Source organism: Marininema halotolerans (genome assembly GCF_900116235.1).
Lineage (GTDB): Bacteria > Bacillota > Bacilli > Thermoactinomycetales > DSM-45169 > Marininema > Marininema halotolerans.
On the sequence record NZ_FPAA01000001.1, the window covers coordinates 384,590 to 400,481 of the forward strand.

The 15,892-nt window shown below is 45.5% G+C and carries 15 protein-coding genes; 6 read left to right on the forward strand and 9 right to left on the reverse strand.

What is annotated here, in order from left to right; genetic code table 11:
* Window positions 1–38: 38 nt before the first annotated feature.
* The 3 genes from CHX35_RS01930 to CHX35_RS01940 are packed head-to-tail and all read left to right on the forward strand — an operon-like array spanning window position 39 to window position 2,621.
* Window positions 39–1,052, forward strand: coding sequence for an ABC transporter ATP-binding protein (locus CHX35_RS01930; RefSeq protein WP_091832989.1), 1,014 nt, complete (start codon window positions 39–41; stop codon window positions 1,050–1,052).
* On the forward strand, window positions 1,036–1,827 hold the full coding sequence (locus CHX35_RS01935; RefSeq protein WP_091832991.1) for an ABC transporter permease: 792 nt from the start codon (window positions 1,036–1,038) through the stop codon (window positions 1,825–1,827). Before CHX35_RS01930 ends, CHX35_RS01935 begins: the two co-directional genes overlap by 17 nt.
* Window positions 1,828–1,832: 5 nt before the next feature.
* Window positions 1,833–2,621: an ABC transporter permease gene (locus CHX35_RS01940; protein ID WP_091832994.1), complete on the forward strand. Its 789-nt coding sequence runs from the start codon at window positions 1,833–1,835 to the stop codon at window positions 2,619–2,621.
* A 385-nt stretch (window positions 2,622–3,006) separates the two neighbouring features.
* Here CHX35_RS01940 and kamE read toward each other — a convergent pair whose 3' ends face one another.
* The 7 genes from kamE to CHX35_RS01975 all read right to left on the reverse strand — a co-directional run bounded on the left by kamE (window position 3,007) and on the right by CHX35_RS01975 (window position 12,069).
* Entirely contained in the window at window positions 3,007–3,771 is a 765-nt protein-coding gene (gene kamE, locus CHX35_RS01945; RefSeq protein ID WP_091832997.1) for a lysine 5,6-aminomutase subunit beta, read from the reverse strand.
* Window positions 3,768–5,354, reverse strand: coding sequence for a lysine 5,6-aminomutase subunit alpha (gene kamD, locus CHX35_RS01950; protein WP_091833000.1), 1,587 nt, complete (start codon window positions 5,352–5,354; stop codon window positions 3,768–3,770). The genes kamE and kamD overlap by 4 nt, the downstream gene beginning before the upstream one ends.
* Entirely contained in the window at window positions 5,339–7,015 is a 1,677-nt protein-coding gene (kamC, locus tag CHX35_RS01955) for a lysine 5,6-aminomutase reactivase ATPase KamC (RefSeq protein ID WP_091833003.1), read from the reverse strand. Before kamC ends, kamD begins: the two co-directional genes overlap by 16 nt.
* A 12-nt stretch (window positions 7,016–7,027) precedes the next feature.
* Complete coding sequence (gene kamB, locus CHX35_RS01960) at window positions 7,028–8,167, reverse strand: lysine 5,6-aminomutase reactivase subunit KamB (protein WP_140413520.1); 1,140 nt, start codon at window positions 8,165–8,167, stop codon at window positions 7,028–7,030.
* On the reverse strand, window positions 8,091–9,413 hold the full coding sequence (gene kamA, locus CHX35_RS01965; protein WP_091833009.1) for a lysine 2,3-aminomutase: 1,323 nt from the start codon (window positions 9,411–9,413) through the stop codon (window positions 8,091–8,093). Before kamA ends, kamB begins: the two co-directional genes overlap by 77 nt.
* 40 nt (window positions 9,414–9,453) lie before the next feature.
* The gene (kdd, locus tag CHX35_RS01970) at window positions 9,454–10,515 is read right to left on the reverse strand and encodes an L-erythro-3,5-diaminohexanoate dehydrogenase (protein ID WP_091833012.1); all 1,062 of its coding nucleotides are present in this window, start codon (window positions 10,513–10,515) and stop codon (window positions 9,454–9,456) included.
* Between the two features lie 153 nt (window positions 10,516–10,668).
* Entirely contained in the window at window positions 10,669–12,069 is a 1,401-nt protein-coding gene (locus tag CHX35_RS01975) for a sigma-54 interaction domain-containing protein (RefSeq protein ID WP_091833016.1), read from the reverse strand.
* 268 nt (window positions 12,070–12,337) lie between these two features.
* On the opposite strand from CHX35_RS01975, the gene CHX35_RS01980 reads away from it, so the two are divergent.
* The gene (locus CHX35_RS01980) at window positions 12,338–13,186 is read left to right on the forward strand and encodes a metallophosphoesterase (RefSeq protein WP_091833019.1); all 849 of its coding nucleotides are present in this window, start codon (window positions 12,338–12,340) and stop codon (window positions 13,184–13,186) included.
* 99 nt (window positions 13,187–13,285) lie between these two features.
* Here the strand turns inward: CHX35_RS01980 and CHX35_RS01985 are convergent, their stop codons facing one another.
* The gene (locus CHX35_RS01985) at window positions 13,286–13,588 is read right to left on the reverse strand and encodes a hypothetical protein (protein WP_140413521.1); all 303 of its coding nucleotides are present in this window, start codon (window positions 13,586–13,588) and stop codon (window positions 13,286–13,288) included.
* Between the two features lie 197 nt (window positions 13,589–13,785).
* Between CHX35_RS01985 and CHX35_RS01990 the strand changes: the two genes are divergently transcribed.
* Entirely contained in the window at window positions 13,786–14,640 is an 855-nt protein-coding gene (locus tag CHX35_RS01990; protein ID WP_091833026.1) for an SDR family oxidoreductase, read from the forward strand.
* Window positions 14,641–14,771: 131 nt separating this feature from the next.
* Complete coding sequence (locus tag CHX35_RS01995) at window positions 14,772–15,005, forward strand: hypothetical protein (RefSeq protein WP_091833030.1); 234 nt, start codon at window positions 14,772–14,774, stop codon at window positions 15,003–15,005.
* A gap of 90 nt (window positions 15,006–15,095) precedes the next feature.
* Here the strand turns inward: CHX35_RS01995 and CHX35_RS02000 are convergent, their stop codons facing one another.
* Window positions 15,096–15,863 (reverse strand): TSUP family transporter, encoded by a 768-nt coding sequence (locus CHX35_RS02000; RefSeq protein WP_091833033.1) that lies wholly within the window; start codon window positions 15,861–15,863, stop codon window positions 15,096–15,098.
* Window positions 15,864–15,892 lie beyond the last annotated feature (29 nt).

Genomic DNA, 15,892 nt, shown 5'->3' on the forward strand with positions numbered 1-15,892 from the left:
GTATTGGGAAGAAAATTTATAGTGAACAGGGGCTCAAAATGAATACCATTACCGTTGATCATGTATCCAAAAACTATCGCAGAGTTCGTACAGAAGAAGGGTTGTGGAATTCCCTAAAATCCCTTGTATTCCGAAACTTTGAAACTGTCAAGGCACTCGAAAATGTTTCCTTCTCACTTGAACAAGGTGAAATGGTAGGATTAATCGGTCCTAATGGTGCAGGTAAATCGACGTTGATCAAAACACTTTGCGGATTAATTCATCCCTCTCAAGGAACGGTAAAAGTATTTGATTTTAAACCCACAGATAAAAAAAATGCATTTAAACAACAAATTGGTGTAGTTCTTGGACAAAAGAATCAGTTGTGGTGGGATCTCTCCCCCGTTGAGACATTTAAACTCCATCAAGAAATTTATAATATTCCGGAAGAAGAGTTCAACATCTCATTTCAAGAACTGACCCAACTTCTTAGGGTCGAGCATGTTTTAACCACTCCTGTCCGTAATCTATCTCTTGGAGAAAGGATGAAATGTGAGCTAATCGCCTCACTTTTGCATCGACCAAAAATTCTTTTTTTGGATGAACCCACCATCGGTCTGGATATTATCTCACAGAAAAAAATACGTTCTTTTCTTAAACAATATTGTGTAGAAAAGAAAATTACTGTCATACTGACTAGTCATTATATGGATGATATACATTATTTATGTGATCGAGTTCTCATTATGAAAAGCGGGACCCTATTTTATGATGGAAAATTACAAAGCATTCAATCATTCATTAGTGATTACAAATACCTACGATTCACCTTCAAAACTGTAATTCCCCATACCATCAATCTCTACGATCAAGTAGAAGAAATTGACAGACAAACATTAGTTATTCGAGTTGCTTCTGCGAATGCCAAGGAGGTTCTTCAACACATCACCTCTTGTTATTCGGTTGTGGACTATAGCGAAGAACGTATCCCTGTACAGGATGTACTTGAGCATATCTTTTCTGAACCGAATAAGGTGAGTAATGGGAGAGATCAACATGAAGCCATACAATAAGATTTTCCGCCTGTCATTACAGCAATTATTTCAATACCGTATGAATATTTTTATGTTCATTATTTTTGGGTTTCTTCCTTTATTAGCGATGTTATATTTGTGGATAACCATTTATGAGGGGAAAGATACGATTCAAGGATTTTCTCTTCAAGAGATGATTACCTATGTTCTGCTTGCTAAATTACTCGAAGTGTTGCTATTACCTGATTTTCATTGGTCAATTAACACCGAAATTCGTAAGGGTGAATTATCTAAATATCTAGTAAAACCACTCTCTTACTCACGCTATTGGTTTGCACGAAATCTAGCGGTCAGAACCTCTCATTTTGTCCTGGCTATCATCCCAATCGTGTGGATCATTGGGTCCATGAAAGCCTATACACTTCCTATACAACAACATAATGTATTATTATTTTTGCTCTCCGTTCTAGGTTCCTTTATTTTATATTTTTTAATGTATTACCAAATAAGTCTACTAACAATATGGTTTATTGATGTATCTTCTTTTTTCTTTACTGTAGACATTTTACTAGAATTTTTGGCTGGAACAATTATTCCTCTAAGCCTACTACCTAATTGGTTGTATGAAATACTAAAATATCTACCTTTTTCCTACCTCATTTATTTTCCTACGAGTATATATTTAGGTAAATTTTTACATAAGGAAATATGGTGGGGACTTTGTATCCAAGGAACCTGGATTCTTGTATTTTTGCTAACATCCCGTCTACTTTGGCTTTGGGGGCTTAAAAAATACGATTCAGTCGGGGCGTGAAATGAATGCAATACTATACGCGTGTAATAAAAAGGTTATTGGCGATGAATATGAAAATGGCACTCATGTATCGAGCAAACTTTTTTTTGAATGTACTCGATAGCATTGTCTGGTTCGCTATCACATTATTATTTTTCCATACTATTTTTGGTCAAGTCACTACGATTAAAGGTTGGGATTTCAATAAGCTAATGCTTTTAATCGGGACGGCTGAGTTGGTTAAGTCCATGTTATTTGTCCTTTTTATCGAAAATCTAGCAGGTCTTCCTCGCATGGTTAACTCCGGAGATATTGATGGAATCTTATTAAAACCAATCAATAGCCAGTTTTATGTTTCGCTTCGGCGTTTCGATTTTGGTAACTTCGGAAATATACTTCCAGCTCTTTTTTTAATTGGATACAGTTGTTACCAAATAGGGACTCCATTCTTATCTTTCAATACACTCGTATATGTCTTTCTGGTTCTATGCAGTATCTTGCTTGCCTATGCCATTTGGTTCTCCGTGATGACGCTGTCTATATGGTTGCAACAAATTGATGGGATGCATGAATTCTTTTTAAGTGCAATGACATTAATGAGGTTTCCTCAGTCCATTTATAAAGGAATCGGACGCCTACTTTTTGTTTTTCTCATTCCTATAGTTACCATCACCAATGTTCCTGTCTCGATTCTTTTAAATGGAGTGAATATTAATCACTTAATATTATTTATTGTTTCGACAATATTTTATGTATTATTCAGTATTTTTTTCTGGAAATACTCTCTGCGGTGGTATTCAAGTGCTAGTAGTTAACTAATCCCTTTGTACATAATACTGCCTACGTATTGGTTATCCAAAGTTGGAGCGTAGAGACGTGTGGTAAAACAAGAGCTTGCCATTGACGCGGATGTAAAAAAGTGCTTGTCTCCGAATTAGTTAAGGACGATATCAGGCGAGCGAATCCCCTTTAAAAGGTGAATTCGAGGATGATGATTGTCCCTAACCCTCCTATCTTAACGAACGATCCGCCTACTATGTCAATGCACAGCCTTTTCGCCCCTCACACGCCTCCATAACTATTTATCCTATGCATAAAAAAGATGTGCAGTAAGCCTTGCTCCCTTTGGATAAACAAGGCCTTCCTATGCACATCTCATTTTATTTCTTCTTAGAAGAAACGATTACTCACACTACATGCCTACTTTTTCCCCATCCTCCGTTCCACCTCATGGACAATAAACGAAGCCACATCGGGAGCTAGGGTTCCTGGGCCAAAGCCAGCATCAAACCCGAGTTCCAGTGCCATCTCGTGATTAATGCGGGGGCCACCACAAATGAGAAGCAATTGGTCACGGACTCCCTCAGCTTCTGCCAGTTCAACTAATTCGGTTAGATTTTGAATATGAACGCCCTTTTGGGTGACGACTTGAGAGACGAGTAAGGCATCCGCCTGTAGCTCCATCGCCTTCGCCAACATTTCTTCATTGGGAACTTGGCTACCAAAGTTATACGCATCAATTTCAGGGTAGCGCTCAAGTCCATACTCTCCGTTGTACCCCTTCATATTCATGATGGCATCAATGCCCACCGTATGCGCATCGGTGCCCGTACAGGCGCCAATGACGACGACCTTCCGCCCGATCCGTTCGCGGATAAATTGGTTGACTCCGTAAAAATCAAGGCGGGTAGCATCTACTTTTGGCACACGGATTGTCGTAAAGTCAATGGTGTGTGTACATTTCCCATAAACGATCAACCACGTATACCCTTCCCCAAGATCTGCCATATGGTAGACCTGGGGCTCCTCCAATCCCATCTTCGCGACGAGCCGCCTGCCCGCTTCCTTGGCTTCTTCACCATAGGGAACTGGGAGGGAGAAACTGAGTTGAACCGCACCATCCCCCATGGTATCCCCATAAGGCTTGACCCGCTTCAAATCAATATGGCTTACTTGAGGATTCATGGCGTCCCCACCTCCTCCCGCTTCGGAAGGCCTGATCGTTCACGCAACTCAGCTTCAAAGGGATTCCAATAACCTTCTTCTTTTTCTAACACACCGGAGAGCCCTTTTCCTCCTGTTAACCCTCGCTTCACATCAGCAAACCACCCTCGTTCCAAGGCGGTAAATAACCCGACCTTCTCTACTTCCTCCAGCATCGCTAGCGATTTATCCAGTACATCCTGGGCTCTTTTTTCGATCCGACCTCCCGGTTTATATTGAATTTCCTCTCCTAAATGGCGGAGATTATTAAAGATATAGCGTGCATTTTCAATCGCTAGTTTACGATCATGGATATGGGGTGTATGCATCGCCTCGGTCATCATCCCCAGAAGTTGTACGCCTTGATTGGTCCACATGCCTATCATGTTAAACAATGCATCTTGGATATGTCCTTTAAATATATTGCCTGTCATGTGTTTGGTAGGTGGCATATATTTTAAGGGAGCATTAGGGAAGATTTGCCGGGCCATCTGCGCCTGGGCTAATTCCAAGAGGAACCCATCCTCCAGATCGGGATTCATCTCGAAAGCATGACCGAGTCCCATCTGTTCTGCAGGCAATCCTGCCATGGTAGCAAACTGCTCATTAATAAATTGGGAAGCAAGCACCGTATGGGCAGCTTCCACAGCATCGGCCGTTGTTAGATAGTTGTCCTCCCCTGTATTGATCATAATCCCAGCATAGCCGTTGATCATGCGCGAAAAAGCCTGATCAATTAAGGTGCGTTGCATATTAATATCCCGAAACAAAATACCATACAACGCATCGTTGAGCATCACATCCAACCGCTCCAGTGCACCCATCGCGGCAATCTCTGGCATACAAAGTCCCGAACAATAGTTACATAATCGAATATATCGCCCCACATCTTCCCCAACTTCATCAAGTGCCTGGCGCATGATTTTAAAGTTTTCCTGCGTCGCGTACGTACCACCAAAACCTTCCCGTGTCGCCCCATAGGGTACATAGTCGATGAGACTTTGTCCAGTACTACGAATGACCGCTACAATATCGGCCCCCTGGCGAGCAGCGGATTTCCCTTGAATGGCATCCTCATAAATATCCCCGGTCGCAACAATTACATAAAGATATGGCTTCTTCCCTTCCCCTAAACGTTGAATGCGCTGATCCCGTTCCCGACGGTTCATTTGTATACGATTCAACCCGACACAAGCCAGTTCCCTTCCCTTTTCCATCAGGATGTTCTCATCTACTGATGGCACTGTGGCCAGATCCAAGGAACCCACAGCAACTTGTTCCGCCACCTTCTGGGGTGTAATCCCTAATTGAATTACCGCATTAAGAACGGCACGTGAAACTCCTTGACCAAGCATTCCCCGTTCGAGAACATGGTCAGTCACCACATTGGGAAGTGGCACCCATTCGGTATCAACACCATCGATTCCCATTAATCGAAGAACCGTCCGCTCAACCGCCACCGTGGTACGGGTGGCGATAAAGCGGTCCACTCCTGACGCAATATTTCCTGCTGCTTGTCTTGCTCGGAGGATCTTTCCCTCATCAAGCCTTAATCGGTTTTCCATCGTCGGTCCCCCTTCCCCGGTTTGGCCCCACCCTCAGGCAACTTATCCCCTGGGCTTTTTGCTAATATCCGCTTCTGAGCGCCTACTATAACTTCACTCGGTAATCCCAATTGAGCCGCAATCGTCAAGGCTTCCTGGGGAAAACCATCACTTGGCTGCCATGGTTGCAAACAAAAATTCATTCGGTCAAGAAGCCATTGTCGTGCTGTTTCTGGAGCATTGACAACGGGCATCTTCTTTGTTTGATTAAGACCCCCTGTCCGATATACTCGGACATTTTTTATCTCGATCGTTTCGCGATAGTGAGTCGCATGAACCACCCATCCATGTCCCTTAGCCAGATGGTCGGTGAGCGCAACAGATAACGCTTCTCCTTCTACTGGATTGGTTCCACGACCGATTTCATCCAATAACAATAGCCCCGCATCCGACCTATCTACCCATTTCGCTAGACGAACCACCTCCGCACCAAAGGTTGAAAGTCCAGCATGAACATCCTGGGCATCCCCAATCACCGCTGTCACCCATGGAGTTAAGGGCATACTGCATTCCTTAGCCGGTACAAGGAATCCATAGTGACCCAAGGAGACAATTAACCCAATCGTACGTAACGCAACGGTTTTCCCACCCATATTGGGACCGATGAAAACAGTCACCCCCCGCTTCACTTCCACATCAACCGGGGTAAAGACCCGTCCTTCTTCCTTTAGACGCTGTTCCATCACAGGATGCCTCCCCGCAGCAATGACAATGGAATCCCCCTCGCTCGGACGTACTCCTTGCCACGATTGCGCAGCTCTCATCCGAGCCCAATCGATATCCAAATGGGTAATCGCAATCAGTACTCTTCGTAAATCAGGAACAAAGGGATGGACCTGGGTCGCTAGGCGTGCAAACACTTCTTCCGTGACGGTCACTTGCTCCCTTTCAACCCTCGCCTTTTCTTCCGTAATCTTCACCATTTCGGAGGAAGGAAGCGCACGAAAGAGCACTTCAAAGGTGGTTTCTCGCGCTCGTTCCATGCGCCCATCCTGTCGCATTGCATCCAGAAATGCAGCCCCGCGATCCACAATCCATTCGCCATCCCGATTCCGAGAAATGGGATAATCATCCTCAATTCGGTCTGCAACACGCTCTTTTTCCGCAACGAAACGCCGTTCTAACTGAAACTGTTGTTTTGTTAGGGTTTCGAGTCGCGGATCAAACCCACGGTTTATGGAAAAGGAATCCTGAATACGCGAGCCAGGTCCTGGATTTAAAAGAGAGATCACTTGCTGCCACACGGTTAAATCCAGATCAGGCCATCCATTTAAGGAACCGTCCCTCACCCATCTCTGTAATCGCGTTCCCCAGCGCAGAAATTCCTGCAATTGAAACCATTCAGTCATTCCAGGCACCCCACCCTGATCAAGGTGCAATAGAATGGACTCAATGTCAGGTAGTTTACTTAAAGCCCCCTCGATTCGAACCGCCCCATCAGGATCTTCCTCGGCGAAGGTGAGAAGGTGTACCTGGCGTTCAAGTGTTTCTTGCCATTCCAATTCTTCCCCTGGCATAAAAGGGGACAGCGCCCCTTTGGCTCGCTGTCCCATGGAAGTAAGGGGGCGGAATTTCACCCAAACTTCTGGCCACAGGAGCGCCTCCTTTGTCCATGCGTCCATGTTGTCACCTCGCTATCTGCGCTCCTGATGTTCCTGCCCATTCTGATCGGGTAATGTCCTGTCGTGGCGTAACACATCGACCACAGGAATCCCCTGGCATACTTGTTCAATCTTCTCTTTCATCTCCGCAGGATCAAAGCTCCATCCTTCTGGAGAGACTGGGTTCATCGCAATGGCTCGTAACACCAAGGCATGTAAACAAGTAATCTCGCCCCCTAATCGGGCCATTCGCCTCATCCCACTCCACGAAGCAAAACATCGCGTCGGTTCTACCAAACCAATGGATAGGGGCTTTCTTAAAGAAATCAACCGTTCTAATGCGGTATCCGTTAATGCCCCGGGAAGCGCTAGCCCCCTCCATTCATCACAAGCCAACCGTTCTCGAAGTTCTTCCCATCCAACGAGTAAGGACCGATTTGGAAAAACCGTAATGGTATCCTTTCCAACGCCGACCACTTTCCCTTCGGCACACGCTTTTTCCACGGCCTGGATCATAGAAGGATCCGTAGTGGTAGGGAGGGTAAGTAACCGGATCGCCCCACGGGCCTTCTCGATGACTTCATCGAGGGATGTGCCAAGGGATGCTCCTACTACACAAACCGCTGCACGGGTGACCAATGGGCTTGCGGCTGCTCTTCGATCATAGGCACCATCCACTAAGATAAGCTTTGCACCATGCTGACGAAAGAGGACTTCCAGCTCCTGTACTCGCCCAACGGTGGTCACTCCCGCCAATTTCACCCGTGTGTCTCGCATGGCTCGTGCAATGGCGATGGGACCTAATGCTGAGGTAAAGGGAGTCACTCCTTGGATCTCCCAATCCCCAGGTCGTTCCTCAAACAACGGGGAAGCCGTTGCGACTAGAAAACCCCTATACACCCGAACTGGCGGCTTTTCTCTTCCACTCCAGACATCTCTTTCCTCGCCATCCACACCGATACTGACCATAGCAGTGGATATCCCTTGGTGAGAGGCTTCCATCCCCAGGGCGTTGAACACCGTGGTCTTCCCTGCGTTTTTTGAGAGGCCGATCACAGCGAGGGATGGATCCCCCGTCACGAGTCGGCGCAACACGTTAATTGGCTTCCGTGGGTTCGGTTGCTTGTTTCTTCGGCTCTTTAATTCTCCGTTTCCGCCGTTCGAACTCCCCACGACGATCTTCCCTTGAAAGCACTTTGGGTTCTAAATTGATCCGCTCATCCGACATCAACGAAGCAATACCCAAATTCTTTCCTTCTGCCGCTTTACAGAATTCACAGTTCTCCGCATCATGCTCATGATAGTCATTCGGCTCAGGGTAAGAAGTAATTACCCCTTCAAAGTTACGGATCACAGTCTTCTTAGAACTTTGCGAAATAATATAGTTTGGAGCTAGCGGAATTTTCCCTCCACCACCGGGGGCATCAACAACAAAGGTAGGAACGGAGTAACCTGAGCTATGTCCACGTAGATACTCCATAATTTCCAGCCCTTTTGAAACTGGGGCCCGAAAGTGACCAATCCCCTCGGAAAGATCGCATTGATAGATATAGTAGGGGCGTACACGGATTTTCACGAGGTCATAATTGAGCCGTTTCATCACATGGGGACAATCATTGATCCCCGCTAGAATAACCGCCTGGTTACCAAGAGGAACCCCTGCATCTGCTAACATCTCACAGGATTTCTTGGCCTCCGGTGTAATTTCACAGGGATGATTAAAGTGGGTATTCAGCCAAACCGGATGGTATTTCTTCAGGATATTGCACAGGTTTTCTGTGATTCGTTGTGGAAACACGACCGGCGCTCTCGTTCCGATCCGAATAATCTCAACATGAGGGATCTCCCGCAAATTTTTCAACACATATTCAAGAATTCGGTCATTAATGAGGAGACCGTCTCCTCCTGAAAGGAGAACATCCCGAACTTGTGGGTTATTGCGAATATAATCAATACAAGCATCCATTTGTGGACGGGCAACGCCCATCCCTACCTGCCCTGAGAAGCGACGTCGTGTACAATAACGGCAATACATGGAACACTGGTTGGTGACTAGGAAGAGTACACGATCAGGATACCGATGGGTGAGTCCTGGAACTGGCGAATCCGTATCCTCTAAGAGTGGATCCTCCATATCATAAATGGTATGTTCCAACTCGGAAGAGATCGGTACCGACTGCATCCGGATCGGATCCGTTGGGTCTTCGGGATCCATTTGCAAGGCATAGTACGGAGTAATATTGAGCGGTATCGTCTTATGGGAGATGCCAACCCCGCCCACTTCATGATCTTTTAGATTAACTACCTTCTTCAAATCCTCGACGGTGCGAATCGTATGCGTTAACTGCCATAACCAATCATTCCATTGTTCCTCGGTTACATCTTTCCACAGTTCAATCTCACGCCAATCTCGTGCCATGATTCCACTCCCTTTCGCTGATTAAAAAGCCGTCTCACCCTTACGAAGTTGCCGTTGCCGCATAACGCGCTTCAAATAGACGCCGGAGGGACGAAAAGTTTCGTACAGTATCCAAGGCGAGCGCCGCATGTCCCGGGGCAAATCCGTTGCCAATCTCCATGCGGACATCCTTTCCTAGCCCCTCTGCTCCCAATGCTGCCGCAGTAAATTTGACGGCTGTGCTAAAGAAATAGGCAATTCCCTCTTCCCGTGTAGCAAGAATCGCTGATAACTCCGTATCAGGAACATTGACACAGTTGACCGTCAGATCTGCCATCTTGCCATCAGTTAACTTTTCTACCATAGCCATCACCGCCACCGGATCCCGAGCATCCACTTGGGCCACATGGTCTGCCCAACCCAGTTCCTTAATTTGCTCGCAGGCGGCTTCACTGGATTCCAGCGCAATCACTTGACCACTGGATCCCGCTTTTAATCGGGCCCGGCAAAGGGAAAGTAACCCTGACTTCCCACCTGCACCAAGGACCACCACCGTATCGCCTTCCTGCACAAGCCGATCCGTTTGTGCAGGTGCACCGCAAACATCGAGAACCGCCAACGAAAGGGTTTCTGGTAGATCCTGTGGGAGTACCGCAAAGGGACCACTTGCAAATAAGATCGCTTTTCCCCGAACGTGCACCTGACCCGTCTTCATATCGATTGATTTAATCTCTTCCAATGAAAGTGGCGTTAACGTCAGAGAAACCAATGTAGCTACACGGTCTCCCACCCGAATATCCTCATCAGGAAACCCGTCCCCAATCTGCTCAATTTGTCCGATAAGCATGCCACCGGAACCCGTCACAGGATTGTGCATTTTTCCACGCTCCCGCACAATTTGCAAAATGCGCTCCTTTATGCGCACTGGATCCTGTTCGCAACTTTCTTTTAGTTGATTAAAGGAAGCGGAATCGATATTGAGGCATGAGACATCAATCATCATTTCATTGTCTAGGCAGATTGGATTTGCATCCAACTTCCACGCAGGCTGTGGCAACAATCCTTTTGGCTCCACTACCCGATGCAATCCAAATCGATGGCCTTGTTTTTCGTTCCTTACCACGTTCGTTTCACCCCCACTTCCTCCAATAGGAGACGTAATCTTCAATCAATCTTAATAGATGCAAAATTCGTGCCAAAACAAAAAAGCCGCTCCCACGCGACTTTTAGAGGAATCCCATATAATCAGATGCCGAATTTTCGGCAAATTAAACCCTTACGACTGGATCAGTTGCAACTTACGCAGTTTATATTGAAGGGTTTGCCTTGGTATACCGAGACGGATAGCCGCCTGATGAACATTGCCCCCACATTCTTGTAAGGCGCGCTCCACCCAGGACCGTTCCACATGAGACAACCTTTCAGGTAAGGGGATTCCCTCCGGAAAATCTTCCATCGATTTCAATTCAGGAGAAAAGGATTCCATCTGAACAGGCAGGTGTTCCAGCTCGATTTCCTCCCCCTCAACTAGATTCATCGCCCCTTCAATTACATTTTCGAGTTCGCGCACATTTCCAGGCCAATCATAGGAAGCAAACCGCTTGGTCACCTCAGCAGAAAAGCCCTGAACATTCATGCCAAAACGTTGATTCAATTGATCGAGAAAGTGACGCGACAACAAGGTTACATCATTCCCACGTTCTCGCAAAGGAGGTAACTGAACACGAACCACATGCAAACGATAATAAAGATCCTTACGTAAACGCCCCTCCTTTACACTTACTTCTGGGGGTTCATTCGTGGCGGCAAAAATTCGAACATCTACGACCCGCGTGCGTACATCCCCCACCCTACGCACCACCCGATCCTCTAAGGCACGCAAAAGCTTAGCTTGTAAATCGACAGGCATCGCATGAACCTCATCCAAAAACAACGTGCCGCCCGCCGCTAACTCAAACAAACCGGGACGATCCTCCGCTCCTGTAAACGCCCCCCGTGTGGTGCCAAAAAGAATCCCTTCCAACAAAGTCGCTGGCAACGCCGCGCAATTTTGTGCAATAAAGGGGCGATTTTGCCGTGGAGAAGCCGAGTGAATGGATTGCACAAGAAGTTCTTTTCCAGTGCCTGTCTCTCCAATGACTAACACCGGTGAACGAGTTGCCGCCGCCTTTCGACCTCGTTCAATCGCCTGTAACATCCGTGCATCCCCAGTGATAATCTCATCAAAGCTGTACAGCCCCCGTGGACTTTTTACTTCATCTCCGGATTCCTTTTTAATACGCGTCTGTAAATCAATCACTTTATCCGATAACTCTTGGATTCGGGTAATGTCCTTAGCCACCTCTAAAGCCCCCACCTTTACCCCATTGACAAGCAAAGGAAGAGTGCTGTTGACCGTCACCACACGTTTTCCCCGTCGATTGGTATACGCTTGGCGTTGATCAAGAAGAGGCTCCCCCGTTTCAAGCACTCGCATCAAAGTGCTTGTCTTAGGGGTCAGTGATGGAAACGCTTCCAAAACATGTGTCCCCATCACTTCACCCTGGAGCAATCCATCCAAATTCGCGGCCACATGATTATAAAACACGGTAAATCCCTTGCTGTCTACGACGTGAATGCCCTCATCGATGCAGTGCAAAACCTCCCAAAGCATACGCTCAGACAACGCCGGCTCCATCTGGAATCCCCCTTACCACCGACTGCCGAATAATGGTCAGTAAGTGCCGAATTTCCATCACTTCTATTGTAAATGAAAAATTCTGCCTAGTCTATTGGCATTCACGAGAATGATTTTTTTGGTATTTGAGCGTTTCAAAACAATGACACGCAAAGGGGTATTTTTATGATAAAATTTTATTCATGGATATATCTTGTATTATTAAAACAAATAAACGATATCAATCCTATTTTTATAGATTGCAACATTGAAGGGACATTTATAAACTATGCAAAAACCCATGACACGACGAAGGTTCTTGAAGAATGTAGCCACATGGTTATTTGGTAGTCTGGCTTTCACCAGTCTTTATTCCTATACCTTTGAACCTCGTTGGATCGAGACCAACTCGTTAACGATTCGCTTACCAAGGCTTCCGGCATCTTTTACTGGATGTAAAGTGGTACAATTTAGTGACCTTCACGCAGCTCATCATATTTCCATCAACGATATCCACGAGATTGTGAGTAAAATAAATCGCTTGCAACCCGACATCGTTCTATTTACTGGCGACCTGCTCGATGCGCCCTCTGATATTCCCTACTTACCACAAGTAGTAGACCAGTTAGCCAAAATTAAAGCACCATTAGGAAAGTTCGCTATTCTTGGTAATCACGACTATGAGGCAGGCGTTGATAAGGTGAGTGCCGCTTATGCACAAGCCGGTTTTCAACTCTTACTTAATGAGAATCACCCAATTCAAAGGGGAGACGATATCCTCTATTTAATCGGCTTGGATGATTGCCTATACGGAGCACCCAATCTTGCGAAACCCTTAAACAACATCTCCGATGAAACCTGTAAAATCTTGCTCGTACATGAACCGGATTTTGCCGATCAGTTACCACCCGCTATCATTGATATGCAACTTTCAGGACACAGTCATGGCGGTCAAATCGCGTTTCCATTCATCGGCCCAGTATTGACACCCCCCATGGCAAAAAAGTACCCTACGGGACGTTATCAAGTAAAGGATACCCTCGTCTATACCAACCGCGGGTTAGGAACCACCATCCTCCCGCTTCGTTTTTGTGCACGCCCGGAACTCACATTATTCACCTTAGCTCAGTCAAATTGAGAATCAGGTACCCCTAGAACTTTCGATCCACTCCCTTTCCCTGTCATCACTCGAATGATCAGCACCCCATGTTGTCTCTTTACACATCGTTTAGAGCATTCATCTGGGGCTTTTTCTTCGTTTCAATAGCTTACGCAGAAAAAACACGATGATCGATCCTAAAAAGGTAATCACACCATACGTCACCATGAAAATAAAGGTACTAAGATCGAGTCCATACAACCAGACAGTAATCACCGCCGTGAGAATCGAAGTGATGATCACCCCAACCCAAACTTTACGTGTAATGATTTGGGCTAAGACGCCAATAATTAAAGAGGCAATCGGAGCGAAAAAAATATGAAACACGACAAGAGAGACGATATCGATAGAACCTATCCATTCTTGTAAAATCCTCATCACCCTCCAACTATCATGATTGTAAGGTCGCCATATCGAATTATCCATTTCCATTCAGATGTACCCATTTCCTTCGCCCATTGTATTTCATCCTGATGGACTTCCTGAGGATAACCATGCCGTTGATGGTTAAGGATAGGATAACAAAGAGGGCTTTACTAGGTAGAGATCACGTCATTTCAGAGAGGAAGTAACATCCTATGGGTAAAAATGTAGCAGTCATTACAGGTACCTCGACCGGTTTAGGTTTATCGTTAAGTGAAGCGCTTGCGAAGGCGGGATGGAAAGTATATGCTACCATGCGCAATTTGGATAAAGCACAGGGAGTTCAAGAGTTAATGGATACGGGATTAAGTATTGAACTCTTACAGTTAGATGTTCAGTCCCAATCCTCCATCGATACAGCCATCCAAAGGATCCTAGAGAAAGAAGAAGCGATTGATCTCTTTATTAATAACGCAGGCATGGGATTTCTTCGTACAGTTGAACAAGCAACGGAAGAAGAATATAAAAATATATTTGATATTAATACATTTGGTGTCATTCGATGCATTAAATCGATCCTTCCTCATATGCGTGATCGTCAAAAAGGGCGGATCGTCGCAATCTCTTCGGTAGGTGGGCTAGTTGGACAACCCTTAAATGAAATTTACTGTGCCTCTAAATTCGCATTAGAGGGCCTATATGAAAGTTTAGCTACCTATTTAACACCGTTTTTTGGTATCGAGTTTATGATTGTTGAACCCGGTGGGATTGTATCTGAATTTGCAAATACCGTACTCAGCCAAATAAATGAATCCGGTGCCTTCCAACAAGATGTATATGAACCTGTTCTCCAAGCATATTTGGGAAGTCGCGAGAAGCAACCTGCGGGAATTTCACAAACGCCTGAAGAAATCGCTACGATCATTGTAAACCAATTAGCCGCTGACGAACTGCCACTTCGGATGCGTACTTCTGATTGGTCCAACAACTTCTGCCGCTTTAAAACCGAGGCCGACCCGACTGGACTTGCCCAAACGCACTACGTTCAAGAGACCTTTCTAAAAAGATAGAAGGAAAAGCGCAAATGAATTTCTTCATCACCTTTACCACACCAGCCAACCCTTCCATGCATAGGGTACAATTAGGCGTTTAGCCCATTACCAAACCGGTAAAAGAATATATAACATAAGGAGGAATCCCATTGTTTAAAAAACAAGTAAAAAAAGCCGCTTTTTCCACTTTTGTTACCACTCTTATTGAAAAACTACGGAGTGATGATTCGAAAAAAGGACGGAAAAAACTTTCCAAATCACAAAAAGCCGCCATCTCCACCGGCTCGATGTTGTTATTAAAAAAGCACGGAAAAAAAGCAGCCTTTGCCACAGGTGCCACGTTATTATCTGGCTTGGCTTTGAAAAAATTTCGTTCTCGCTAAAAGAACCTTACCCTTCGCCCTATGAAAAACCTCCGCCGATTCATGAATCGGCGGAGGTTTTTCTACGCTAACGCACTTAATTCTTCTTTCTCATAAAGCGAAGTAATCCCAACATTGTTTACTAATCATCAAGAGGGAAACCGAGACAAAAAGCACTTTAACATATGCGGTTCCTCGAGTAATTGCCACTTTGGAACCAATGAGTGCCCCTAACACCATCGCACCTGCCATCGGCACCCCATACGTATAGTTGACGGCATCTAAATAAATAAACATCATCAGTGCTGCAAAATTACTGGCAAAATTTAAAACCTTGGCATTGCCCGCAGACTCGACAAAGTTAAATCCCAACATTAAAAAAGAAAACATGAGAAAAGAACCTGTCCCTGCACCAAAAAAGCCATCATAAAACCCAATGACAAAGGACGCCAAAGCAATAAGAAATCCTGTTTTTGCCGTGACCCCTGTATAAGAGGAAACCGTACCCCAATCTTTTTTGAAGATCGTATAGAGGGTTACAAAAAGCAATAAGACAATAATTAACGGCTTCAAAAAATCAGCAGGTATCTGTCTTACGAGATAAGCACCACTGACCGAGCCAATCAGGGAGAGTGGAATGAGCCACTTTACAAACCCAAAATGAATGTGACCCGACCGCAAGAAGGAAACGGTACTCGTAAAGGAACAAAGAGTACTTGCTAATTTATTAGTACCCAAGGCAACGGCCGGTGGTAATCCTGTAAATAAGAGAGCAGGAATCGCGATCAATCCACCCCCGCCCACTACCGAATCTACAAAGGCTGCCAGAAAGCCTGCGCAAAGTAGGAATATTAGAATTTGAACATTCATATCTTCCATTCAAAAACATCCCCTTTTTCATACAAAAA

Excerpts from the sequence above, each read along its gene's own strand:
- kamD (WP_091833000.1), bottom strand. The coding sequence starts at position 5,354 with ATGGAAAACCGATTAAGGCTTGATGAGGGAAAGATCCTCCGAGCAAGA.
- kamE (WP_091832997.1), bottom strand. The coding sequence starts at position 3,771 with ATGAATCCTCAAGTAAGCCATATTGATTTGAAGCGGGTCAAGCCTTAT.
- CHX35_RS01930 (WP_091832989.1), top strand. The coding sequence starts at position 39 with ATGAATACCATTACCGTTGATCATGTATCCAAAAACTATCGCAGAGTT.
- kamA (WP_091833009.1), bottom strand. The coding sequence starts at position 9,413 with ATGGCACGAGATTGGCGTGAGATTGAACTGTGGAAAGATGTAACCGAG.
- CHX35_RS01990 (WP_091833026.1), top strand. The coding sequence starts at position 13,786 with ATGGGTAAAAATGTAGCAGTCATTACAGGTACCTCGACCGGTTTAGGT.
- CHX35_RS02000 (WP_091833033.1), bottom strand. The coding sequence starts at position 15,863 with ATGGAAGATATGAATGTTCAAATTCTAATATTCCTACTTTGCGCAGGC.
- CHX35_RS01940 (WP_091832994.1), top strand. The coding sequence starts at position 1,833 with ATGCAATACTATACGCGTGTAATAAAAAGGTTATTGGCGATGAATATG.
- CHX35_RS01935 (WP_091832991.1), top strand. The coding sequence starts at position 1,036 with ATGAAGCCATACAATAAGATTTTCCGCCTGTCATTACAGCAATTATTT.
- CHX35_RS01975 (WP_091833016.1), bottom strand. The coding sequence starts at position 12,069 with ATGGAGCCGGCGTTGTCTGAGCGTATGCTTTGGGAGGTTTTGCACTGC.
- kamC (WP_091833003.1), bottom strand. The coding sequence starts at position 7,015 with ATGGACGCATGGACAAAGGAGGCGCTCCTGTGGCCAGAAGTTTGGGTG.
- CHX35_RS01980 (WP_091833019.1), top strand. The coding sequence starts at position 12,338 with ATGCAAAAACCCATGACACGACGAAGGTTCTTGAAGAATGTAGCCACA.